Origin of the sequence: Kaistia algarum, from assembly GCF_026343945.1 — a bacterium.
Taxonomy (GTDB): Bacteria; Pseudomonadota; Alphaproteobacteria; order Rhizobiales; family Kaistiaceae; genus Kaistia; species Kaistia algarum.
In genome coordinates this window covers 1,339,547-1,359,919 of the sequence record NZ_JAPKNJ010000001.1, presented here as the reverse complement: position 1 = coordinate 1,359,919, position 20,373 = coordinate 1,339,547, and the positions used below count along the sequence as shown (strand labels likewise).

The following is a 20,373-nucleotide window of genomic DNA, read 5'->3' as shown; positions in this document are numbered from 1 at the left end:
AAGATCCTTTGGGTTCAGCTTCGGCCAGCGACGAGCGAGCGATAGAGCGCGGCATAGGCGGCCGCCGGACGCTGCCAGGAGACATCCGTCTTCATCGCGTTCTTCTGCATCTTCTTCCAGTAGGGCTTGTCGCGCCAGAGATCCGCCATACGGAGCAGGGCGGCGTCATAGCGCTCGCCGGTCACGGGAGCGAACTGGACTCCGGTGCCGATGCCGGCGGCCCTCGCAACATCATTGGCATCGATAATCGTATCGGCGAGGCCGCCGACACGGCCCACCAGCGGGATGGCGCCATAGCGAAGCGCGCAGAGCTGCGTCAGGCCGCAGGGCTCGAAGCGCGAGGGCACCAGGATGACGTCGCTGCCCGCCTGGATCAGATGCGCAAGGCCCTCGTCATAGCCGTGGGCAATGGCGACGCGTCCGGGATTGCCGATCGCGGCCAGGCCGAAGCCCTCCGCAAGGCCCGGATCGCCGGAGCCGAGGACGGCGAGCTGGGCGCCGCTCGACAGCAGCGTGCCGAGCCGGTCGAGAACGAGATCGAGGCCCTTCTGCCAGGTCAGGCGGCTCACGATACCGAATAGCTGGGCATCGGGGTCGACATTGAGGCCGAGCCGCTCCTGCAACGCGCGCTTGTTGAGGGTGCGATCGCCCGGGCGAGCCGCATCGAACGGCGCGGCGATCAGCGGATCGCTTGCCGGATCCCAGACCGTTGTGTCGATACCGTTCAGGATGCCGGAAAGCACCGGGCCCCGCGCCCGCAGTAGTCCGTCGAGACCCATTCCGCCTTCCGCCGTGCAGATTTCGGTAGCATAGGTCGGCGATACGGTGGTGATGCGGTCGGCGAGCTGGATGCCCGCCTTCAGGAAACCGATCGTGCCGAAATATTCGACGCCCTCGACCGAATAGGCATGATCCGGCAGGCCGAGGGCCGGCAGCAGTTCGCGCGGATATTGTCCCTGGAACGCCATGTTGTGGATCGTCACGACGCTCGGCGGATGCGGACGTCCGGAATAGCGCAGATAGGCCGGGGCGAGACTGGTCGGCCAGTCATGGGCGTGGACAATGTCCGGCTTGTAGGACGGAACGAAGCCGAGCCCCAGATCGGCGGCGATGCGCGAGAGCGCCGCGAAGCGGATCGGATTATCCGGCCAGTCGCGGCCATCGCCGCCCATATAGGGGTTGCCTGGCCGGTCATAGAGATGCGGCGCGTCGAGGACGAGAAGGTCCAGACCCGCCGCCTTGCCGCGTAGAAGCCGCGCGTCGCCGCCGAAGAACCAGTGATACACATAAGCGATCTCGGGCTCGACCAGCGCGGCGAGAACTGCCGGATAGCCGGGTACCAGGGTCGTCACCGCGACGCCCTCGGCGGCAAGGGCGCCCGGCAGCGCGCCGACGACATCGGCTAGCCCGCCCGTCTTGACGAAGGGATAGAGCTCCGAGGCGACCGACAGAACCTTGAGATCGGTCATGATTTCAGCGCGTCGATCATCGGCTGTGTGATCAGGCAGATGCCGTTCTCCGTGCGGCGGAAGCGCTGCGCGTCAAGTTCGGGATCCTCGCCGACGACGAGCCCTTCCGGGATCTGCACCCGCGAATCGACCACGACATTCTGCAGCCGCGCGGAGCGGCCGATCTCGGCATAGGGCAGCACGACACTGCTCTCGACATGCGAATAGGAATTGCAGCGAACGCCAGTGAACAGAAGCGCCCGGTTGAGCGAGGCGCCGGAGACGATACAGCCGCCCGAGACCAGCGAGGACAAGGCGTAGCCGCGGCGATGCTCTTCATTGTGGACGAACTTCGCTGGCGGCGTTACCTCGCCATAGGTCCAGATTGGCCAGTCGCGGTCGAAGAGGTCGAGATCCGGCACAACGCTGGTCAAATCGATATTCGCCTCCCAATAGGCGTCGACCGTGCCGACGTCGCGCCAATAGGAGATCGATTCCGCACGCGAGCGCACGCAGGAATTTTCGAAATGATGCGCGACCGCCTTCCCGTGCTTGACGATGTTCGGGATAATGTCCTTGCCGAAATCATGGCTCGAATTCGGATCGTGCGCGTCGCGCTCAAGCTCCGCCATCAGGAACTTGGTGTCGAATACATAGATGCCCATTGAGGCGAGCGCCTTGTCGGGCTTGCCAGGCATCGCCGGCGGATCCTTCGGCTTCTCGACAAAGTCGATGATGCGATCGGTCTCGTCGACGTGCATGACGCCGAAGCCGGTGGCCTCCATGCGCGGCACTTCGAGGCAGCCGATCGTGACGTCGGCGCCCGAATCGACGTGCTGCTGCAGCATCTGCTCGTAGTCCATCTTGTAGATGTGGTCGCCGGCCAGGACGACGAAGTACTTGGAATCATAATCCTTCAGGATATCGAGGTTCTGGTAGACCGCGTCGGCGGTTCCCAGATACCAGAGATCCTCCGAGACGCGCTGGCTCGCTGGGAATATGTCGAAGATCTCGTTGCGCTCGGGACGGAAGAAGTTCCAGCCGCGCTGCAGATGCCGGATGAGGCTGTGCGCCTTATACTGCGTCGCCACGCCGATGCGCCTTATGCCTGAGTTCAGCGCGTTGGAGAGGGCGAAGTCGATGATGCGCGACTTGCCGCCGAAATAGACGGCCGGCTTGGCGCGCCGGTCCGTGAGTTCCATCAGACGGCTTCCTCTGCCGCCGGCCAGAACGAATGCCATGGCATGGCGTGCCAGCGGTGCGTTGCTCGACGGCCTGTCCATCTCTCGTCCCCTCCCGATTTTTCTCTTTTTTCAAGCTAGCTCAAGGTCGCCGCGAATTCAGCCCTCTACGTCAAATTCGAAGAAGACGGTCGCAAGCGGCGGTATGATGATGTCGGCCGATGCCGGCTGGCCATGCGAGGGCAGCGCCCCGGCATGCACTGCGCCGAGATTGCCCATTCCCGATCCGCCATAGGTCGCCGAATCGGTGTTGAGCACCTCGCGCCAACGCCCGGCGAACGGCAGGCCGACCCGATAGCCGAAACGTGGCACCGGGGTGAAATTGCAGACGACGCAGACGGGCGGATCGCCGGCCGCGCCGAAGCGCAGGAAGGCGACCACGGACTGGTCGCCGTCATCAGCGACCACCCAGCGGAAGCCCTCGCTCTCGCAGTCGCGCGCATGGAGCGCGGGTCGCTCGCGATAGGCCCGGTTCAGATCGCGCACCAGATCGCGCACGCCCGAATGGGATGGCGCATCGAGCAGGAACCAATCGAGCGGGGCATCGAAATTCCATTCCCGGCGCTGCGCGAATTCCTGACCCATGAACAGCAGCTTCTTGCCGGGATGTCCCCACATGAAGCCGTAATAGGCCCGAACATTGGCAAATTGCTGCCAATCGTCGCCCGGCATGCGTCCAAGAACCGTTCCCTTGCCATGCACGACCTCGTCGTGGCTGATCGGCAGGACGAAATTCTCGGAGAAGGCGTAGAGCAGGCCGAAGGTCAGCTTGTTGTGGTGGTAGCGGCGATAGACGGGATCGAGCGACATGTAGTCGAGCGTGTCATTCATCCAGCCCATGTTCCACTTGAAGCCGAAGCCGAGGCCATCGGCATAGACGGGCTGGGATACGCCGGGCCAGGACGTCGATTCCTCCGCGATCGTCACGCTGCCGGCGTGTTCGCCATAGGCAAGCTGGTTGACGCTTTGCAGAAAGGCGACGGCGTCATGGTTCTGGTTGGAGCCGTCCGGATTTGGCAGCCATTCGCCGGGTTTGCGGGAATAGTCGAGATAGAGCATCGAGGCGACGGCATCGACGCGCAGCCCGTCGACATGGAAGCGGTCGAGCCAGTAGAGCGCGCTCGCCGACAGGAAGTTCGACACTTCCTTGCGGCCGAAATCATAGATCGCCGTGTTCCAGTCCGGATGGAAGCCGCGGCGCGGATCGGCATATTCGTAAAGCGGCTGGCCGTCGAAATGGGCAAGGCCGTGCGGATCGGTCGGAAAATGCGCCGGCACCCAGTCGAGAAGGACGCCGAGACCCGCCTGATGGGCCCGCTCGACGAATCGGGCAAAGCCGGCGGGATCGCCGTGACGCCGCGTCGGAGAGAACAGCCCGATCGGCTGGTAACCCCAGGAGGCATCGAGCGGATGTTCCGAGATCGGCATCAGCTCGAGATGGGTAAAGCCCATGTCGACCGCATAGGGGATGAGCTGGTCGGCGAGTTCGTCATATGTCAGGAACCGCCATCCCTCGTCCTTGCGCCATGAGGCGAGATGGACCTCGTAGACGGACATCGGCTTGCGGCGCGGGTCGCCCTGGCCACGCTGGGCGATATAGGCCGCGTCATCCCACTCGAAATGGTCGGTCCGCGTCACGACCGAAGCCGTCGACGGGCGCAACTCGCTGCCGAAGCCGAACGGGTCGGCCTTCAGCGGCAGCACGACGCCGTCGGGCGCGACGATCTCATATTTGTACATGACGCCTTCGCCAAGGCCCGGCGCGAAGATCTCCCAAAGGCCGCTGTCGACGCGCTTGCGCATCTGGTGCCGCCGACCATCCCAGTCGTTGAAATCGCCGACGACGGAGACGCGCTGCGCGTCCGGCGCCCAGACGGCGAAATGAACGCCGTCCACCCCGCCATGGGACAGGAGATGGGCACCCAGCTTTTCGTAGAGCTGTTTGTGGGTTCCCTCGACGAGGAGATAATCGTCGAGAGGTCCCAGGACCGATCCGAAGGAATAGGGGTCAGCAAAACGCCACTCGCCTTCGCCATTGGCGGCGTGGAGGCGATAGGCGAATCGCGTCTTCCGACCCGGAATCGGCGCTTCGAAGAGATCCGTTCCCGGCCGGCGTTCCAGCGCGGCCAGTACCGCTCCGTCCTCGGCCTCGACGGAAACCGTCGCGGCATTCGGCACGAAGGCGCGAACGACGATTCGTCCGTCGACTTCGTGCTGCCCCAGAAACGAGAACGGGTCCCCGTGTCGTGCCGCGACCAGATCGCGAACATCTTCCTCAGCCGCCCGCCAGTCTGTCATTGCGCCTCCCAGGCGCGACCCTCATTCCACCGGCGATACGGGCACGTTCCAGATGTCCTTGGCATATTCCGCGATAGTGCGGTCCGAGGAAAACCAGCCGACCCGAGCCGTATTGGTGAGGCTCGCTTTCCACCATGCTGCTCTGTCGAGCCACAACGCGTCAACGTCTCGTTGGGCTGCATAGTAGGAATCGAAATCTGCAGTGACCATGAAATAGTCGTGATGGCGCAGCGCGGTGGTCAGCGCGGCGAAGCGTCCGGGATCTCCGGGCGAGAAAACGCCGCTGTCAATCGCATCCAGAACGTCGGAGAGATTGCGCGAAGCGGCAACGGCGCCGGCCGCGTCGATGCCGATCTTCCGCCGCTCGGCCACTTCGGATGTCGTCAAGCCGAAAATGAAGATGTTCTCGTCGCCGACATGCTCCTTGATCTCGACATTGGCGCCGTCGAGCGTGCCGATGGTGAGCGCGCCGTTGAGCGCCAGCTTCATGTTGCCGGTGCCCGACGCCTCCATGCCGGCCGTCGAGATCTGCTCGGAAAGGTCCGCTGCCGGGATGATGATCTCGGCGAGGCTGACATTGTAGTTGGGCAGGAAGACGACCTTCAGCAAATCGCGCACGGTCGGATCGTTGTTGATGACCTGCGCCACGTCGTTGGCGAGCTTGATGATGAGCTTCGCCTTGTGATAGCTCGCGGCCGCTTTGCCGGCGAATATCTTGACCCGCGGCGCCCATTCTTTGTGCGGCTGGGCCCGCATGGCCTGATAGAGCGCGATCGTCTCCAGCACGTTGAGCAGTTGGCGCTTATATTCGTGGATGCGCTTGATCTGCACGTCGAAGAGCGCGTTCGGATTGACGTGGATGTCCAGCCTGTCGCGAATGACGCGTGCCAGCGTCAGCTTGTTGGCGTGGCGGGCGGCGTCGGCGGCATCGCGAAGCGCGGCGTCGCCGACCAGCGGCTCCAGCTTCGTGAGCGCGGTCGCATCGTCCAGAATCTTGGGTCCGCAGGCATCGACCAGGATCTGGGTCAGGCCCGGATTGGCGCCCTGCAACCAGCGGCGGAAGGTGATGCCGTTGGTCTTGTTGTTGATGCGGCCTGGATAGACCACATCGAGGTCGCGAAAGATCGTCTCCTTGACCAGATCGGAGTGCAGCGCCGACACGCCGTTGATCGAATGCGAACCGATGAAGGCGAGATGGCCCATGCGCACCCGCCGGCCCATGCCCTCGTCGATCAGCGAAACGGAGGCCAGGAATTCATCATTGGCCTCGGGAAGCTTCTTGGCCTTCTCAAGATGAATGGCGTTGATCAGATAGATGATCTGGATCTGGCGCGGCAGCAGCCGTTCCAGCAGCGCGACGGGCCAAGTCTCCAGGGCCTCGGGCAGCAGCGTGTGATTGGTGTAGCCGAGCGTGCGGACCGTCATGTCCCACGCTTCGTCCCAAGGCACATTATGGGTGTCGACCAGGATGCGCATCAGCTCGGCGACGCTGATGGCGGGATGGGTGTCGTTCAGCTGCATGGCGACCTTGTCCGGCAGCGAGCGGATGTCGCCATAGGTGCGCATGTGGCGGAAGATCAAATCCTGCATCGAGGCCGAGACGAAGAAATATTCCTGGCGGAGGCGCAACTCCTGTCCGGCCGGGCTCTCGTCGCTCGGATAGAGGATCTTGGAGATCGTCTCGGCGCGGACCTGTTCGACAAGCGCGCCGATATGATCGCCCGAATTGAAGGCGTCGAGGCGGAGCGGATCGGCGGCGCGAGCCGACCAGAGGCGCAGCGTATTGACGTGACGGCCGCGCCAGCCGGCGATTGGCGTGTCATAGGCCACGGCCTCGATGGTTTCGCTCGGGTGCCAGATGTAGCGGGGCATGCCGTTCGGCTGCATGATCGCCTCGACCGAGCCGCCGAACTGGATGTCGTAGACAACTTCCGGACGCTCGAATTGCCAGGGATTGCCGAAGGATAGCCAGTTCTCGGGATATTCCTGCTGCCAGCCGTTCTTCACGACCTGGCGAAAGAGGCCGTGATCGTAGCGGATGCCGTAGCCATAGGCCGGGATCGACAGCGAAGCCATGGAATCCATGAAGCAGGCCGCCAGGCGTCCGAGGCCGCCGTTGCCGAGCGCGGCGTCGGGCTCCACGGTCTTCAGCTTTTCGAGATCGACGCCAAGCTCGCCGAGCGCCGCGCGGAAAGCGTCGGTCAGTCCGAGATTGTTCATCGTGTCGAACAGCAGGCGGCCGATCAGGAATTCGAGCGAGAGATAGTAGACCCGCTTCAGCCCGTCGGCATAGGTGTGCTTGGAGGATGCGATCCAGGGGTCGACCATGCGGTCGCGAACCGCAAGCGCAGTCGCCACGAACCAGTCGCGGTCGCTGGCGGTTACGGCGTTCTTGCCGACCGCGTAGGTAAGCTTGGCGTTGATCGCCTCGCGCGCGGCAGCGACCTCGGCTTCATGGCCCACGAGGGGGGCGGCGACCGGCTTTGCGACTTCCATCAGGGCTTCTTCCTCTACGACTGCGTTCTGCATGTTAGTACCCCATCCCTCAGGACCCTAGTCCCGGTCGAGCCGGCCGACATATCGTCGCAATCCGCCATCGTTTTGCGCCATGCAACAAGGGTGCCGTTGCAGGAGAGGCAACGGATTGGCCGCTTTTGTTTGCGGTCGCCGACCGCAACCATACCGACCTTCGTGCATTGATCGATCATCCGCGATTTGCGCTGCCGAAGCCCGCAGCGCTCCTTTGTCGCGTTCCAATCCGCCACGTTGATGGTTGCCCGGTCTCGAACCAGCGCAAGGGGGCTGAAGTCGATGAAGATATTGTTCGTGACGAGCGAGTTTGCCGATTTCGCCAAGGCCGGCGGTCTTGCGGACGTCTCGGCGGCGCTGCCGCGGGCGCTGCGCCGCCAGGGCGTCGACGTTCGAATTCTGATGCCGGCTTACCAGAACGTGCTCGACAAGCTGCGCGTCCTTTCGGTCGTCGGCTCGTTGCCGGGCCAGTCGGCTATAGAGCCTTGCCTCATTGGCGAGACGCGGACGGCGGATGGAATTCCTGTCTATCTGATCCTCGCGCCTTCGCTCTACCAGCGCTCCGGAACGCCTTATTCGACGCCGGAGGGCTATGATTGGGGCGACAATGATTTGCGCTTTGCGCGCCTCGGACTGGCCGCGGCCGAAATCGCCAAGGGGGTCGACGGGATTGGCTGGAAGCCAGACATCGTCCACGTCCATGACTGGGCGGCGGCGCTCGCGCCAGCCTATCTTGCCTGGTCCGGATCGAAGGTGCCGTCGATCCTCACGATCCACAATCTGGCCCATCAGGGCATTTTTCCCGCCGACCGGCTCGATGCTCTGGCTATTCCGCACGACGCGTTCCGTACCGACGGGGTGGAGTTTCACAACTACATCTCGTTCATGAAGGCGGGCCTAACCTACGCCCATCATGTGACAACCGTGAGCGCGACCTATGCCGACGAGATAACCGGCGAAGTGCTGGGCTCCGGACTCCAGGGCTTGATGAGCGGTCTCGCGTCGGAAGGACGGCTGACGGGGATCGTCAACGGGCTCGATGACGATTGGGACCCCGCGACCGATCCGCATCTGCCGAAGAACTTCGATGCAGACGATCCGTCCGGCAAGGCCGAAAACAAGGCGTTTGTTGGCCTCTCGCTCTGTCTGGCCCCGTCGGAGGGGCCGCTGTTCGGGATCGTCTCGCGCCTCGTCCACCAGAAGGGCCTGGACCTTGTCGCCGACATTGCCGGCGAACTCGTCGAGCGCGGCGGCCAGATCGCCATCCTCGGCACCGGCGATCCGAATGTTGAGCGCATGCTGCTGGATCTCTCCCGACGCTATCGAGGCGCGATCGGTCTCGTTGCCGGCTTCAGCGATACGATGGCGCATCGCGTCGTTGCGGCCAGCGACTTCTTCCTGATGCCATCTCGATTCGAGCCCTGCGGTCTGACGCAGATGCAGGCGCAGCGCTATGGGGCTCTGCCGATCGCCCATTCCACCGGCGGCCTCGCCGACACGATCGACGATGGCGAGACGGGCTTTCTGTTTCACGAATTTTCGCGGCAAGCCTTCCTGGATTCATGCCGACGCGCCTTCGAGGTCTATGCCGCCCCGGATGAGCTGACGTCGATGCGTTCCACGGCCATGCGCCGCCGCTTCGATTGGGAGGGGCCGGCCCGCGATTATATCCGCCTCTATTCGGAAGTGGCGGGCGTCGACGTTCCGAAGCCGCCGAGCCGAACCGAACCATCCATACCCCCAAGGCTGGCTCTCGCCGGCGAGAGTGAACGGAGAACGGCTGCACGATGACCCGCTTGCGTGAAGGATCCCCGTTTCCGCTCGGTGCAACACCGGACGCGAAAGGCAGCAATTTTGCGATCTTCTCGGACCATGCGGAAGGCGTAACCCTTTGCCTCTTTTCAGCCGACGGCTCCAAGGAGGAAGAGCGTATCGAGCTCGAGGAATGCACCAATGGCGTCTGGCATGGCCATGTTGCGGGCGTGAAGGCCGGCGATCTCTATGGCTACCGCGTCCGGGGTCCGTGGGACCCGGCCCACGGCCATCGCTTCAATGACGCGAAGTTGCTGATCGACCCCTATGCGCGCGAGCTCGTCGGCGAGTTGCAGTGGGACGATGCGCTGTATGGCTATCAGATTGGTGCCGAGGGCGAGGCCGATCTCGTGCGCGACGAGCGCGATAGCGCTGCCTTCCTGCCCAAGGCCCGCATCGTCTCGCCGGAGCCCTATACCCAGACCGCCCGGCCCGTAGTCCCCTGGCCGAAGACCGTGATCTATGAAAGCCATGTGCGTGGCTGGACTATGCGCATGAAGGGCTTGCCGGATGAGATCCGGGGCACCTTCGCTGCCTTCGCGCACCCGGCCGCGATCGACCATCTGCACAAGCTCGGCATCACCACGGTCGAGTTCATGCCGATTCATGCCTTCGTGCAGGATCGACACCTGGGCGAGCGCGGCCTCGCGAATTTCTGGGGCTACAACACGATCGGCTTCTTCGCGCCGGAGAACCGCTACATCGATGGCGGCGGCCTGCCGGAGATCGCGGCGGCGGTCGACGCGCTGCATGATGCAGGGATCGAGGTCATTCTCGATGTCGTCTACAACCACACTGCGGAAGGCAATCATCTCGGCCCGACGCTGTCCTTCAAGGGCATCGACAACCTCTCCTACTATCGTCTCATGCCGGACGATCCGCGCTACTACGACAATTTGACCGGAACCGGCAACGCGCTGGATACCAATCATCCGCGCGTGCTGCAGATGGTGATGGACAGCCTGCGACTCTGGGCCAATGTCTATGGCGTCGACGGCTTCCGGTTCGATCTGGCGCTGACGCTGGGCCGGGAACCGGGTGGGTTCAATCCGCGCCACGCCTTCTTCAACACGATGCTGCAGGATCCTGTGCTGAGCCGGCTGAAGCTCATCGCCGAGCCCTGGGATGTCGGACCTGGCGGCTATCAGCTCGGCAATTTCCCGCCGGGCTTCTCCGAGTGGAACGGTGATTACCGCGATGTGGTGCGCGAATTCTGGCTCGGCGGCGAGGGCTTGCTGCCGGCCTTCGCCTCGCGCTTCGCCGCCTCCAGCGACCTCTTCAATGAAGGTCGGCGCCGGCCCTGGTCGAGCGTCAATTTCGTCACCGCCCATGACGGCTTCACACTCAACGATCTCGTCTCCTACAACGACAAGCACAATGAGGCGAATGGCGAGGACAACCAGGACGGCCACAGCGACAACAAGAGCTGGAACTGCGGCGCCGAAGGGCCGACTGAAGACGAAGGCATCCTGTCTCTGCGCCGGCAACAGAAGCGCAACCTGCTCGCGACCCTGATCCTGTCGCAGGGCGTCCCGATGCTGCTGGCCGGCGACGAGATCGGAAATTCGCAGGGCGGCAACAACAATGCCTATGCGCAGGATAATGAGATCGGCTGGGTAGACTGGAGCGACGAGGATCCCGACCTGACCGTGTTCGTCGCCAAGGTCATTGCCCTGCGTGCCAGCCGAAGCGCCTTCTCGCGGCCGGAATTCCTGACCGGCGCACGCACAGAGCTAGGCCAGCGTGACGTGAACTGGTTCAGCGCTTCCGGCCAGCGCATGAGCGACGAGGAATGGAGCAATCCCCACGTCAAATGCCTGACCGTTCGCCTGGCGCCGGCGAAACGGGGCGAGCCGACCATGCTGGTCATGCTCAACGCGTCGCATGTCGATGTCGATTTCACCGTCCCCGAGCAGGGCGGCGAATGGCGCGGCGTCCTCGACACGGCGGGTCGCGCCGAAGGCGAGACCATTCCGGAAAAGAGCGTCTGGCAAGTTCCGGCGCGTTCGATGGTCGTCTGGGAGCAGGCCGGAAAATGAGGCGGACGGGAGCCCAGGGCTCCCGCGACAAAGCTTGGTCGTGGACCCTCGCCCGCTTCAGGCGAGGGTGCGGCCGCCATTCACGGCGATGGTCTGGCCGGTGATGAAATCAGCGGCCGGAGAGGCGAGGAAGACGATCGTGCCGGCCAGATCCTCGGGCTTGCCCTGATAGCCGAGCGGCACGAGGCGGCGATAGGCCTCGCGGTCGTCCTCGCTGACATCGTCATGGCGCGCGACGGGGATGAAGCCCGGCGCCACCAGATTGACCGTGATGCCGAAGGGGCCGAGTTCAGACGCGAAGGAGCGCGTCAGCCCGACCATCGCGGCCTTGGCTCCCACGTAATGGGCGAATTCCGGATTGCCCATGTCGACCACTTCCGAGCCGATATTGATGATCTTGCCGGAACGGCGTTCCTTCCAGGCCGGCAGCACCTCCTGGGTCACCAGAAGCGGAGCCTTCACGAAGAAGCGGAGCTGATCGAGATGGTCGTCCCAGCTCTGCTCCTCGATCGGGATGAAGGGCTGCGGACCGGTGGCGTTATTGACGATGACGTCGAGCGGCCCGAGCTTCGCCTCAATCTCGTGCACGCCGTGCCGCACGCTCGCCTTGTCGGTCACATCGAACTTAAACGCTGCCGCCTTGCCGCCGGCCGAAGTGATGGCATCGACCACGGCGCCCGCGCCGGCATCGTCATGGGCATAATTGACCGCGACGCTCCACCCCGCCGCGCCGAGCGCTTTCGCCATCGCCGCGCCGAGACTCCGCGAGGCTCCCGTGACCAGCACGACACCCATGGATCATCCTCCCGATCGTGCCGGTCTCATGCGCCGGCGTTGCTTTGTTGAGAGCCAAGCACAGGCGGACAGGATTGTCTCGCGGAAACGGTCGCCTTACGCCGCCGCCCAGCCTTCCTTCATCAACTTGATCGCGCCCAGATACACATCCTCCGGCTTGTCGAACAGCGGCCGCCAGACGCGCGTCGCCGCGGCGAGGTCGGGCAGGGCCGAGCCGAAGGATTCGACCGTCATCCATCCATCATAGCCTGTCGCCTTCAGCGCCTTGAACACCGAGGCGAAATCGATGGGCCCCGTGCCCGGAACGCCGCGGTCGTTCTCCGAGATGTGGAAATGGTTGAAGGCGCCGGCCGTCGCGTGGATCGCGCGGGCCTGGTTCTTCTCTTCGATGTTGAAATGGAACGTATCGTAGAGAAAGCCGTAATTCGGCTCGCCGACGGCGTCGACCAGCGCCTTGGCCGCGAGCGCCGTGTTGAGGAAATAGCACTCGAACCGGTTGAGCGGCTCGACGGAGAGCGCGATCCCGGCCGTCGCGGCATAATGGGCGGCGGGCTTGTGCACCTCGGCGCAGCGAGCTTTCTCGTCCGCCGTGGGGCCGGCGCCGGTGAACTCGCCGAGCGGCTGATGGAACGGCCCGGCGGCAAGGTCGCCGCCGAGGGCCGCTGTGCAGTCCACCAGCCATTTGATGTGACCCAGCGCGCCGGCCCGCTCGGCCGGGTCGGCCGAGACCGCGCTGCGTCCGCCACCGGGCATGACGCCGATCCCCGTCGCGCCGAGCCCGGCATCGCGCAGCCGGTTGCCGAGCCGCGCATAATGCGACGGCTCGCCCTCGAACATCGGTACCTCGACGCCGTCATAGCCGGCGGCCTTCAATTTATCGAGGATCGGCCAATGCTCCTCGCGGACATGGCTCGTCCAGAGTAGCAGGTTGAAGCCGAACTTCATGTCGCGGTCTCCAACTCCACCCACTGGCCACTCTGCCCCGAGGCGATGATCGCGTCGCAGACCTTGGCCGTTTCCAGTGCGTCGCGGAAGGTCGGTGCGGCCGGCTTGCCGGAGGCGAGGCCTTCGAGGAAATCGGCGACCTGGTGCACGAAGGAGTGCTCGTAGCCGATGATCAGGCCCGGCACCCACCACTTGCCGAGATAGGGGTGGTCGCCATCGGTGACGAGGATCGAGGTCCAGCCCCTGAATTCGCCGGGCGTCCGGTGGTCGAACCAGGCGAGGCGATTCAGATCGTGGAGATCCCAGGCGAGCGAGCCGTTCTCGCCATTGATCTCCAGCGTATAGGCCGCCTTGTGGCCGCGGGCGTAGCGGGTCGATTCGAAGGTACCGAGCGAGCCATTGGCAAAGCGCGTCATCACCGCCGCCGCGTCGTCGATGCCGACCTTCTTCGTCGCCCCGGTCAGCGCGTCCTTGCGCTCCTTGACGAAGGTCTCGGTCATGGCGGTGAGGCTCGTGATCGAGCCGTTCAGCCAGATCGCGGTATCGAGGCAGTGCGCGAGCAGATCGCCCGTGACGCCCGAGCCGGCCGAATCCACATCGAGCCGCCATGTGCCGGCGCCGCCCTGCGGCACGTCCGGCGAGATCGTCCAGTCCTGCAGGAACTTGGCGCGGTAATGATAGATGTGGCCGAGCATGCCGCGCTCGACGATGGTCTTGATCAGCGTCACCGCCGGGATGCGGCGGTAGTTGTACCAGACCATGTTGGCGACGCCGGCCTTCTCGACCGCCTCGACCATCGGCAGCGCTTCCGCCTCCGTGCGGGCGAGCGGCTTCTCGCAGGTCACCATCTTGCCGGCCTTGGCGGCGGCGATCGCGATCTCGGCGTGGCTGTCGTTCGGCGTGCAGATGTCGATGACGTCGATATCGGCGCGCTCGATGAGGCGCCGCCAATCCGTCTCGACGCTCTCATAGCCCCATTGCTCGGCGAAGGCCTTGGCCTTCTCGCCGTTGCGCGCCGCAACCGCCTTCAATACCGGCCGGTAGCCGGTATCGAAGAAGTTCGCGACCTTGCCCCAGGCATTGGAATGGGCGCGTGCCATGAAGCCATAGCCGACCATGCCCACATTCAGCGTCTTCGTCATGTTTCCTCCGGTCGTTTCTTGCTGTCCGCAAGGAGGGCGGCCCGCGGCCGCCTCTCCCTCCTCACGCAGACTATTCGGTCCAGCCATGCGCCTCGCGAACCTTGATCATCGAGCCGAGGACCTTGTTCCAGGTCTCCTGCGCCTCCATGACCGCATTCGGGAACATGCAGCCATCCCAGGAAAGGTGGCGCATGCGCTTGGTCAGATTGCCTTCGCGGTCGCGCAGCCAGTAGCCGGCATGCTTGACGATATCGAGCCGGCCGTTCGGGTCATCGACCTGGCAGTGGCGGCCGGTCTTCTCATGGTCGCCCGAGCCGAAGACGGTGCCGTCGTTCTGCGCGACGTGGAAATCCATCGTCCAAGGGCGGAGCGCGTCGGCAACCTTGCGATAGGCGGCGTCCAGCGTCGCCTTGTCGGACCAGTCATAGTCCTTCGGCAGGATACGGTCGGCCTCGGCATTGTAGCCGAGTGTGTAGAGCATCGAATGCGCCATGTCGGCCTGGTAGCCCACGACGCCGGGGCGGTCGACCATTTCGAGCAGCTTCACCATTTCGCGCCAGGAATGCATGCCGCCCCAGCAGATCTCACCCTCGGCGACGAGAAATTCGTCATAGTCCTCGGCGACGTCCGCGGCCTCGGAAAAGGTCTGGGCGATCAGCTTGGTGTTGCCGAGAGGATCCTTGTCCCAGGCTTCGACGCCGACGGAGGAATCGATCCGGATGCCGCCGCTGGGGCGAATTCCGAGTTCCCGCATCTGCTGGCCGATGGCGCAGGCCTTCCGCACCTGTTCGACGAAGCGCTTGCGATCGTCGGCGGTGCCCATGGCCGAGCCGCCACCCGCCCCGCCCCAGATCGGCGCGACGAAGGACCCGACCTTCAGGCCATAGCTGGCGATGTGATCGGTCATGCGCTTGACCGCATCCTTGTCGCTGTCGATGTCGAAATGTGGCGCGGTGATGAAGAGATCGATGCCGTCGAACTTGACGCCGTCGACTTCGGCATTGGCGGTGAGGCGCAGGAGCGTGTCGAGCGGAATGATCGGCTCGCTGTCGCCCCCCTTGCCGACGACGCCCGGCCAGGCGGCATTGTGCAGCTTCGGATAGTTGTTGGCCATCGGATCCTCCCAGATCATGGTGCCGGAACTTGGGTCCCGTGCATTCGGCATTGTGGAGAAACTGACACGCTTCCCTTACGGGTTCCACTGCCGCGTTGGTTCTTCGGTGTCGTCCCTATCAAGGCGGGAGGAGGTCTATCCTCGCAGCCCCGCCCATGGCGCCTCGCCCGACACATCGACGACCTCGTAGCCGATGGTGCCGATGCAAGGACCGAGGATCGCGACGATGCGCGCTTCGCCGCTGCCGACATTGAACGAGGCGTGCACCATGTCGGCCGGGATGAAGGCGGAATCGCCAGGCCCGAGGATCTTCTTCTCGCGGTCGACCCATTGCTCGACCGAACCGGCGACCACGTGGATCACTTCCTCCTGATCCGGATGCTTGTGGAAATCATGGCCCTTCCCCGGGGCGAGCGTCACGCTGATGACGGTGATCTGCCCGGCGCCGGTGGTCGGCGGGTTACTGATCCACTGAAGCTTGCCCCAGTCATTGGCCTCCTGCGGCGTATCTTTCGCCAGCACGAATTTGCCAGACATCGATATTTCCTCCCTTGTCATGGCCCGGCCCCCTCGCAAGGCCAGGGTCGGCCACCCTCCAGCAGGTGGGCGGCCGTTCTCGCTTGCTTCAGAAGCTCAGCCCCTTGAACCGACGCGTCTGTTCCGTCAGTGCTGTCTCGACCGGAATGCGCTCCATGCTCGAGGCGCCATAGAAGCCGTGGCAATTTGCCGTGCGGCGCAGGATGAACTCCGCGTCCTCGGGCAGGGCGATCGGCCCGCCATGGCACAGCACGACGATGTCGGAACGCACCTTCAGCGCCGCCTCGGCGATCGCGTCGATCTCGCCGACGCACGATTCGAGCGACTTTGCCGAGGTCGCCCCGATCGAGCCGCCGGTGGTGACGCCCATATGGGCGACGATGATGTCGGCGCCGGCCTCCGCCATGGCGCGGGACTCTGCCGGATTGAACACATAGGGCGTCGTCAGGAGGTCGAGTTCGTGGGCCTGATGTATCATGTCGACTTCGAGCGAGAAGCCCATGCCGGTCTCCTCGAAGCTCTGACGCATGACGCCATCGAAGAGGCCGATGGTCGGGAAGTTCTGCACGCCCGAAAACCCCATCGCCTTCAGCTCGGCCAGGAAATGCGGCATCAGCACGAAGGGGTCGGTGCCGTTGACGCCCGCGAGCACCGGGGTGTGCCGCACCACGGGCAGAACCTCGTGCGCCATATCCTTGACGATCTCGTTGGCGTTGCCATAGGCGAGCAGGCCAGCGGCCGAGCCGCGGCCGGCCATGCGATAGCGCCCGGAATTATAGATGATGATGAGGTCGATGCCGCCAGCCTCCTCGCATTTGGCTGAGAGACCGGTGCCGGCACCGCCGCCGATGATGGGTACACGGCGTGCCACCATGTCCTGAAACTTTGCGAGGATCTCGCGGCGGGGGATAAGCGGCATCGCTTTCCTTTCTCTCATGCAGTGATTTCGCGGAAGCTCTTGACGAGCGCGTCCGCGAAATCGGGATCGTTGATGTGGAACGGCAGGCGCTCTAGACGCCGTGACGCGGTGGAAATGAAACCAGCCTCCAGCGCCTCGAACAGGGCGGCGTCGGCCTCGGGGTCGTGAAATGGCTTGCCCGGGGCGTCGAGGGCAGAGACGCCCTTTTCAGGAATCAGAAAGCGGACCTCGCCCTCGCAGTGGTTGAGCCGTTCCGCCAGATAGACGCCCATCTGCCGGTTCTCTTCGGCGGTGGTGCGCATCAGCGTGATGTTCGGATTGTGCTTATAGAGATTGCGGCCTCGGTAGCGCTCCGGCACCGTATCGAAGGCCCAGAAATTGACCATGTCGAGCGCGCCGACGGAGCCGACATAGGGAAGCCGCGTGCGGATTGCCGCGCCAAGGCGGTCCGGTCCCGCCGATAATACGCCGCCGAATAAATGGTCCGCGATCTCGGTCGTCGTCGCATCGATCATGCCGACCAGCATGCCGCTGTCGGCCAGCTTTTCCATCGCACTGCCGCCCGTCCCTGTGGCATGGAAGATCAGGCAGTCAAAGTCGGCGCGAAGTTGATCCGCAACGCGCGTTACGCAGGGTGTCGTGACGCCGAACATGGTCAACCCGATCGCAGGCTTGCCGCTCGTCTCGACCATGGGATAACGCACCATGCCGATCATGGCGTGGGCGGCATTCTGCAATACTAGGCGGCTGATGCGGTTCAATCCGGCGAGATCCGTGACCGCCGGCATCATCACGATGTCGGAAACGCCGATGAAGGGCCCCACATCCCCGGCGGCGAGCGTGGATACCATGAGCTTCGGCACGCCGATCGGCAGCTGCCTCATGCCGGTCGTCACGATCGAAGTGCCGCCGCCGCCGCCGATGCCGATGACGCCACCGATGTCGCTGCGCGAGCCAACAAACCTGGAAAAGGCCTCGCCCATGGCGGCGACGGCGACGCCGCGGTCGTCGCCCGAAAGCACCGCCGCGGCACCTTCCGGGTGCCAGGCGGCAACTTCCGCCGCCGCTATGTCGACGGCGCAGGACGGCGCGCGCGTGCCGACATCGACGAGGCGCACAGGCTGGCCCGAGGTCAGGATCTGGTCGCGCAGGAACGCCAGTTCCTCGCCTTTGGTATCCGCTGTGCCGACGACGTAGGTGAACTTCATCCTGACCTCGGAGTGAGGGCGCGGGGACATTGGCGGGTCCTGAAAGGCCAAGCGAAAGGGTCGACGGAAGCAAGGCGCTTCCGCCGAAGAATCCGCTCTTTTCGGGGCTTTCCGGTCTTCCGGCCGCCCTCCCTGGCGGCCAAAAGGCAAATTCATCGTTTGATTTTTATTCTGAGACATGCGTATCGTATTGGCATGGCAGTCTCAGGTCAAGCACAGCTTCCGACAGCGATGGAGAAGGGGCCGCGCGGCCGCATGAAGCGACTGATGCTGGATACTGCCATTCGCCTGATGCAGAGCGGAGGATCGCCGTCGGTGAGCGAAGTGGCGGAGGCCGCGCAGGTCTCGCGCGCAACCGCTTATCGTTATTTTCCAAGTCAGGCGGCCATGATCCAGGCCGCCGTCGATGATGCGCTGGGGCCGATCCTCGACTGGTCGAGCGGCGAAGCCGATCCGGAAAAGCGGGTGGCCGAACTCTTCAGCTTCGCCTACCATCGGATGCAGGCCTATGAGGCGACCCACCGGGCGGCGCTCCTTCTGGCGCTCGATCAGTGGCAGCGCCGACAGGCCGGAACGCTCGGCGTTGAGCCTCGCGTCGTGCGGGGCAATCGCCGGGGCCTCCTGAAGGCGGCGGTGGATCCGCTTTCCGATGCGATCGGCAAGGAGGCGACGGATCGCGTGACGCAGGCGCTCTCGCTGCTGTTCGGCATCGAGGCGATCATTATCCTGAAGGACATCTGGGGCCTCGACGCGAAAGAGGCCGAGCATGTAGCGAGTTGGGCGGCATCCGCCCTGATCCGGACGGCGCTCGAAGAGGCGGGGGAGGGAGAGACCCCCGTTGGCAAGGGCGCCGCAAAGCCGGGCAAGGGAGAAGGGAAGACGCGCAAGAAGGGGGCCTAGCCGCAACTACGGCGAGGCAAGCTGTCGACCCCTGAAGAATAAGGACAGCAGAGGAAAAGGGAGGAGACGTTTCCATGAAGAAGAGCCTGAAGGTGCTTCTGGCCGGCGCGGCGTTCACGCTGGCTGGCATAGCGAGCGCGAGCGCCGAAGATCTGACGATCTTCTGGGCGGAATGGGATCCGGCAAACTATCTGCAGGAACTCGTCAACGAGTATGCGAAGGAATCCGGCGATACGATCACGGTCGAAACGACGCCCTGGTCCGATTTCCAGACCAAGGCTTTCACCGAATTCAATGCCAAGGGCGATGCCTACGACATGGTCGTCGGCGACAGCCAGTGGCTCGGTGCCGGGGCCACGCAAGGCCACTATGTGGACCTGACGGATTTCTTCGTTAAGAACAAGCTCAACGACGTGATGGCTCCCGCCACCGTCAAGTATTATGCTGAGTATCCTGGCGGAAGCGGCAAATATTGGGCTGTTCCGCTTGAAGGCGACGCCGTCGGCTGGGCCTATCGAAAGGATTGGTTCGAAGATCCGAAGGAAAAGGAAGCGTTCAAGGCCAAGTATGGCTACGAGCTCGACATTCCCCAGACCTATGCCCAGCTGCGCGATATCGCCGAGTTCTTCCATCGTCCCGACCAGAAGCGGTACGGCATCGCCATCTACACCGACAACTCGTATGATGCGATGGCGATGGGCGTCGAGAGCGCCATCTTCTCCTATGGCGGCGAACTCGGCGACTACTCCACCTACAAGGTGGACGGCATCACCAATTCGAAGGAAGCGGTCGCCGGCCTCGAAATGTACAAGGAATTGTACAAGTACACGCCTCCGGGCTGGGGCAAGACGTTCTTCATCGAGGACAACCAGGCCATCACCGAAGGCCTGGCCGCGATGAGCATGAACTTCTTCGCGTTCTTCCCGCCCTTGGTGAACAAGACCACCAATCCCAATGCGGACGTCACAGGCTTCTTCGCCAATCCGGCGGGACCGGGCGGTCAGCGCTTTGCGGCGCTCGGCGGCCAGGGCATTTCGGTCGTTTCCTATTCGAAGAAGCAGGAAGCGTCGATGAAGTTCCTGGAATGGTTCATCAAGGACTCGACCCAGAAGCGCTGGGCCGAACTTGGCGGATACACGGCCAGCCAGGCCGTGCTGAAGTCGCCTGAGTTCCAGAACGCCACGCCGTACAACAAGGCGTTCTACGACACGATGTTCATGGTCAAGGATTTCTGGGCGACGCCCGAATATGCCGAGATCCTCGATCAGTTGAACCAGAACGTCTATCCCTACGTCGTTGGCAACAAGGGTACTGCGCAGGAAGCCCTTGATGCGACCGTAAAGGACTGGACGGCGACGTTCAACAAGTACAATCGCTACAACAACTAGTCGCTGAGCATCCGGATCCGGGGGCTTCGTGCCCCCGGATTTTTTGGAAATTGGCTCC

At 63.7% G+C, this 20,373-nt stretch carries 15 protein-coding genes; 4 read left to right on the top strand and 11 right to left on the bottom strand.

The window, feature by feature from the left end; translation table 11 throughout:
* Positions 1-14: 14 nt before the first annotated feature.
* From glgA (OSH05_RS06565) to OSH05_RS06550, 4 genes are read right to left on the bottom strand one after another with little or no spacing between them, the layout of a single operon-like run.
* Positions 15-1,469 (bottom strand): glycogen synthase GlgA, encoded by a 1,455-nt coding sequence (glgA, locus tag OSH05_RS06565; protein WP_104217010.1) that lies wholly within the window; start codon positions 1,467-1,469, stop codon positions 15-17.
* Complete coding sequence (gene glgC / locus OSH05_RS06560; RefSeq protein WP_104217011.1) at positions 1,466-2,731, bottom strand: glucose-1-phosphate adenylyltransferase; 1,266 nt, start codon at positions 2,729-2,731, stop codon at positions 1,466-1,468. The genes glgA (OSH05_RS06565) and glgC overlap by 4 nt, the downstream gene beginning before the upstream one ends.
* A 57-nt stretch (positions 2,732-2,788) precedes the next feature.
* A complete protein-coding gene (glgB, locus tag OSH05_RS06555) occupies positions 2,789-4,987 on the bottom strand; it encodes a 1,4-alpha-glucan branching protein GlgB (RefSeq protein ID WP_104217012.1) in 2,199 nt (732 codons plus the stop codon).
* A 21-nt stretch (positions 4,988-5,008) separates the two neighbouring features.
* On the bottom strand, positions 5,009-7,516 hold the full coding sequence (locus tag OSH05_RS06550) for a glycogen/starch/alpha-glucan phosphorylase (protein ID WP_207778675.1): 2,508 nt from the start codon (positions 7,514-7,516) through the stop codon (positions 5,009-5,011).
* A gap of 240 nt (positions 7,517-7,756) precedes the next feature.
* On the opposite strand from OSH05_RS06550, the gene glgA (OSH05_RS06545) reads away from it, so the two are divergent.
* Both glgA (OSH05_RS06545) and glgX read left to right on the top strand, forming a co-directional pair.
* A complete protein-coding gene (gene glgA / locus OSH05_RS06545) occupies positions 7,757-9,307 on the top strand; it encodes a glycogen synthase GlgA (protein WP_104217646.1) in 1,551 nt (516 codons plus the stop codon).
* Positions 9,304-11,367 (top strand): glycogen debranching protein GlgX, encoded by a 2,064-nt coding sequence (gene glgX / locus OSH05_RS06540; RefSeq protein WP_104217014.1) that lies wholly within the window; start codon positions 9,304-9,306, stop codon positions 11,365-11,367. Before glgA (OSH05_RS06545) ends, glgX begins: the two co-directional genes overlap by 4 nt.
* Before the next feature lie 57 nt (positions 11,368-11,424).
* Here glgX and OSH05_RS06535 read toward each other — a convergent pair whose 3' ends face one another.
* The 7 genes from OSH05_RS06535 to OSH05_RS06505 form a co-directional block, all read right to left on the bottom strand.
* Positions 11,425-12,162 carry an SDR family oxidoreductase gene (locus OSH05_RS06535; RefSeq protein ID WP_104217015.1) on the bottom strand — a complete coding sequence of 246 codons (738 nt, stop codon included), beginning with the start codon at positions 12,160-12,162 and terminating at the stop codon, positions 11,425-11,427.
* Between the two features lie 96 nt (positions 12,163-12,258).
* A complete protein-coding gene (locus tag OSH05_RS06530; protein WP_104217016.1) occupies positions 12,259-13,107 on the bottom strand; it encodes a sugar phosphate isomerase/epimerase family protein in 849 nt (282 codons plus the stop codon).
* Positions 13,104-14,249: a Gfo/Idh/MocA family protein gene (locus OSH05_RS06525; RefSeq protein WP_104217017.1), complete on the bottom strand. Its 1,146-nt coding sequence runs from the start codon at positions 14,247-14,249 to the stop codon at positions 13,104-13,106. Before OSH05_RS06525 ends, OSH05_RS06530 begins: the two co-directional genes overlap by 4 nt.
* A 70-nt stretch (positions 14,250-14,319) precedes the next feature.
* Positions 14,320-15,363, bottom strand: coding sequence for a sugar phosphate isomerase/epimerase family protein (locus OSH05_RS06520; RefSeq protein WP_165801422.1), 1,044 nt, complete (start codon positions 15,361-15,363; stop codon positions 14,320-14,322).
* A 135-nt stretch (positions 15,364-15,498) separates the two neighbouring features.
* Positions 15,499-15,900, bottom strand: coding sequence for a cupin domain-containing protein (locus tag OSH05_RS06515; protein ID WP_165801423.1), 402 nt, complete (start codon positions 15,898-15,900; stop codon positions 15,499-15,501).
* Between the two features lie 88 nt (positions 15,901-15,988).
* Positions 15,989-16,819 carry a phosphoenolpyruvate hydrolase family protein gene (locus OSH05_RS06510; RefSeq protein ID WP_104217020.1) on the bottom strand — a complete coding sequence of 277 codons (831 nt, stop codon included), beginning with the start codon at positions 16,817-16,819 and terminating at the stop codon, positions 15,989-15,991.
* A gap of 14 nt (positions 16,820-16,833) precedes the next feature.
* Complete coding sequence (locus OSH05_RS06505; RefSeq protein ID WP_104217021.1) at positions 16,834-18,027, bottom strand: Tm-1-like ATP-binding domain-containing protein; 1,194 nt, start codon at positions 18,025-18,027, stop codon at positions 16,834-16,836.
* A gap of 195 nt (positions 18,028-18,222) precedes the next feature.
* Between OSH05_RS06505 and OSH05_RS06500 the strand changes: the two genes are divergently transcribed.
* Positions 18,223-18,927, top strand: coding sequence for a TetR/AcrR family transcriptional regulator (locus OSH05_RS06500; protein WP_104217022.1), 705 nt, complete (start codon positions 18,223-18,225; stop codon positions 18,925-18,927).
* Between the two features lie 74 nt (positions 18,928-19,001).
* Entirely contained in the window at positions 19,002-20,315 is a 1,314-nt protein-coding gene (locus tag OSH05_RS06495; RefSeq protein WP_104217023.1) for an ABC transporter substrate-binding protein, read from the top strand.
* Positions 20,316-20,373: the final 58 nt, after the last annotated feature.

What these genes read in the sequence shown, in the direction of transcription:
- glgB (WP_104217012.1), bottom strand. Translation starts at nt 4,987, where the DNA reads ATGACAGACTGGCGGGCGGCTGAGGAAGATGTTCGCGATCTGGTCGCG.
- OSH05_RS06495 (WP_104217023.1), top strand. Translation starts at nt 19,002, where the DNA reads ATGAAGAAGAGCCTGAAGGTGCTTCTGGCCGGCGCGGCGTTCACGCTG.
- glgC (WP_104217011.1), bottom strand. Translation starts at nt 2,731, where the DNA reads ATGGACAGGCCGTCGAGCAACGCACCGCTGGCACGCCATGCCATGGCA.
- OSH05_RS06550 (WP_207778675.1), bottom strand. Translation starts at nt 7,516, where the DNA reads ATGCAGAACGCAGTCGTAGAGGAAGAAGCCCTGATGGAAGTCGCAAAG.
- OSH05_RS06525 (WP_104217017.1), bottom strand. Translation starts at nt 14,249, where the DNA reads ATGACGAAGACGCTGAATGTGGGCATGGTCGGCTATGGCTTCATGGCA.
- glgA (WP_104217646.1), top strand. Translation starts at nt 7,757, where the DNA reads ATGGTTGCCCGGTCTCGAACCAGCGCAAGGGGGCTGAAGTCGATGAAG.
- OSH05_RS06520 (WP_165801422.1), bottom strand. Translation starts at nt 15,363, where the DNA reads ATGGCCAACAACTATCCGAAGCTGCACAATGCCGCCTGGCCGGGCGTC.
- glgX (WP_104217014.1), top strand. Translation starts at nt 9,304, where the DNA reads ATGACCCGCTTGCGTGAAGGATCCCCGTTTCCGCTCGGTGCAACACCG.
- OSH05_RS06505 (WP_104217021.1), bottom strand. Translation starts at nt 18,027, where the DNA reads ATGAAGTTCACCTACGTCGTCGGCACAGCGGATACCAAAGGCGAGGAA.
- OSH05_RS06535 (WP_104217015.1), bottom strand. Translation starts at nt 12,162, where the DNA reads ATGGGTGTCGTGCTGGTCACGGGAGCCTCGCGGAGTCTCGGCGCGGCG.
- OSH05_RS06530 (WP_104217016.1), bottom strand. Translation starts at nt 13,107, where the DNA reads ATGAAGTTCGGCTTCAACCTGCTACTCTGGACGAGCCATGTCCGCGAG.
- OSH05_RS06510 (WP_104217020.1), bottom strand. Translation starts at nt 16,819, where the DNA reads ATGCCGCTTATCCCCCGCCGCGAGATCCTCGCAAAGTTTCAGGACATG.
- OSH05_RS06500 (WP_104217022.1), top strand. Translation starts at nt 18,223, where the DNA reads ATGGCAGTCTCAGGTCAAGCACAGCTTCCGACAGCGATGGAGAAGGGG.
- OSH05_RS06515 (WP_165801423.1), bottom strand. Translation starts at nt 15,900, where the DNA reads ATGTCTGGCAAATTCGTGCTGGCGAAAGATACGCCGCAGGAGGCCAAT.
- glgA (WP_104217010.1), bottom strand. Translation starts at nt 1,469, where the DNA reads ATGACCGATCTCAAGGTTCTGTCGGTCGCCTCGGAGCTCTATCCCTTC.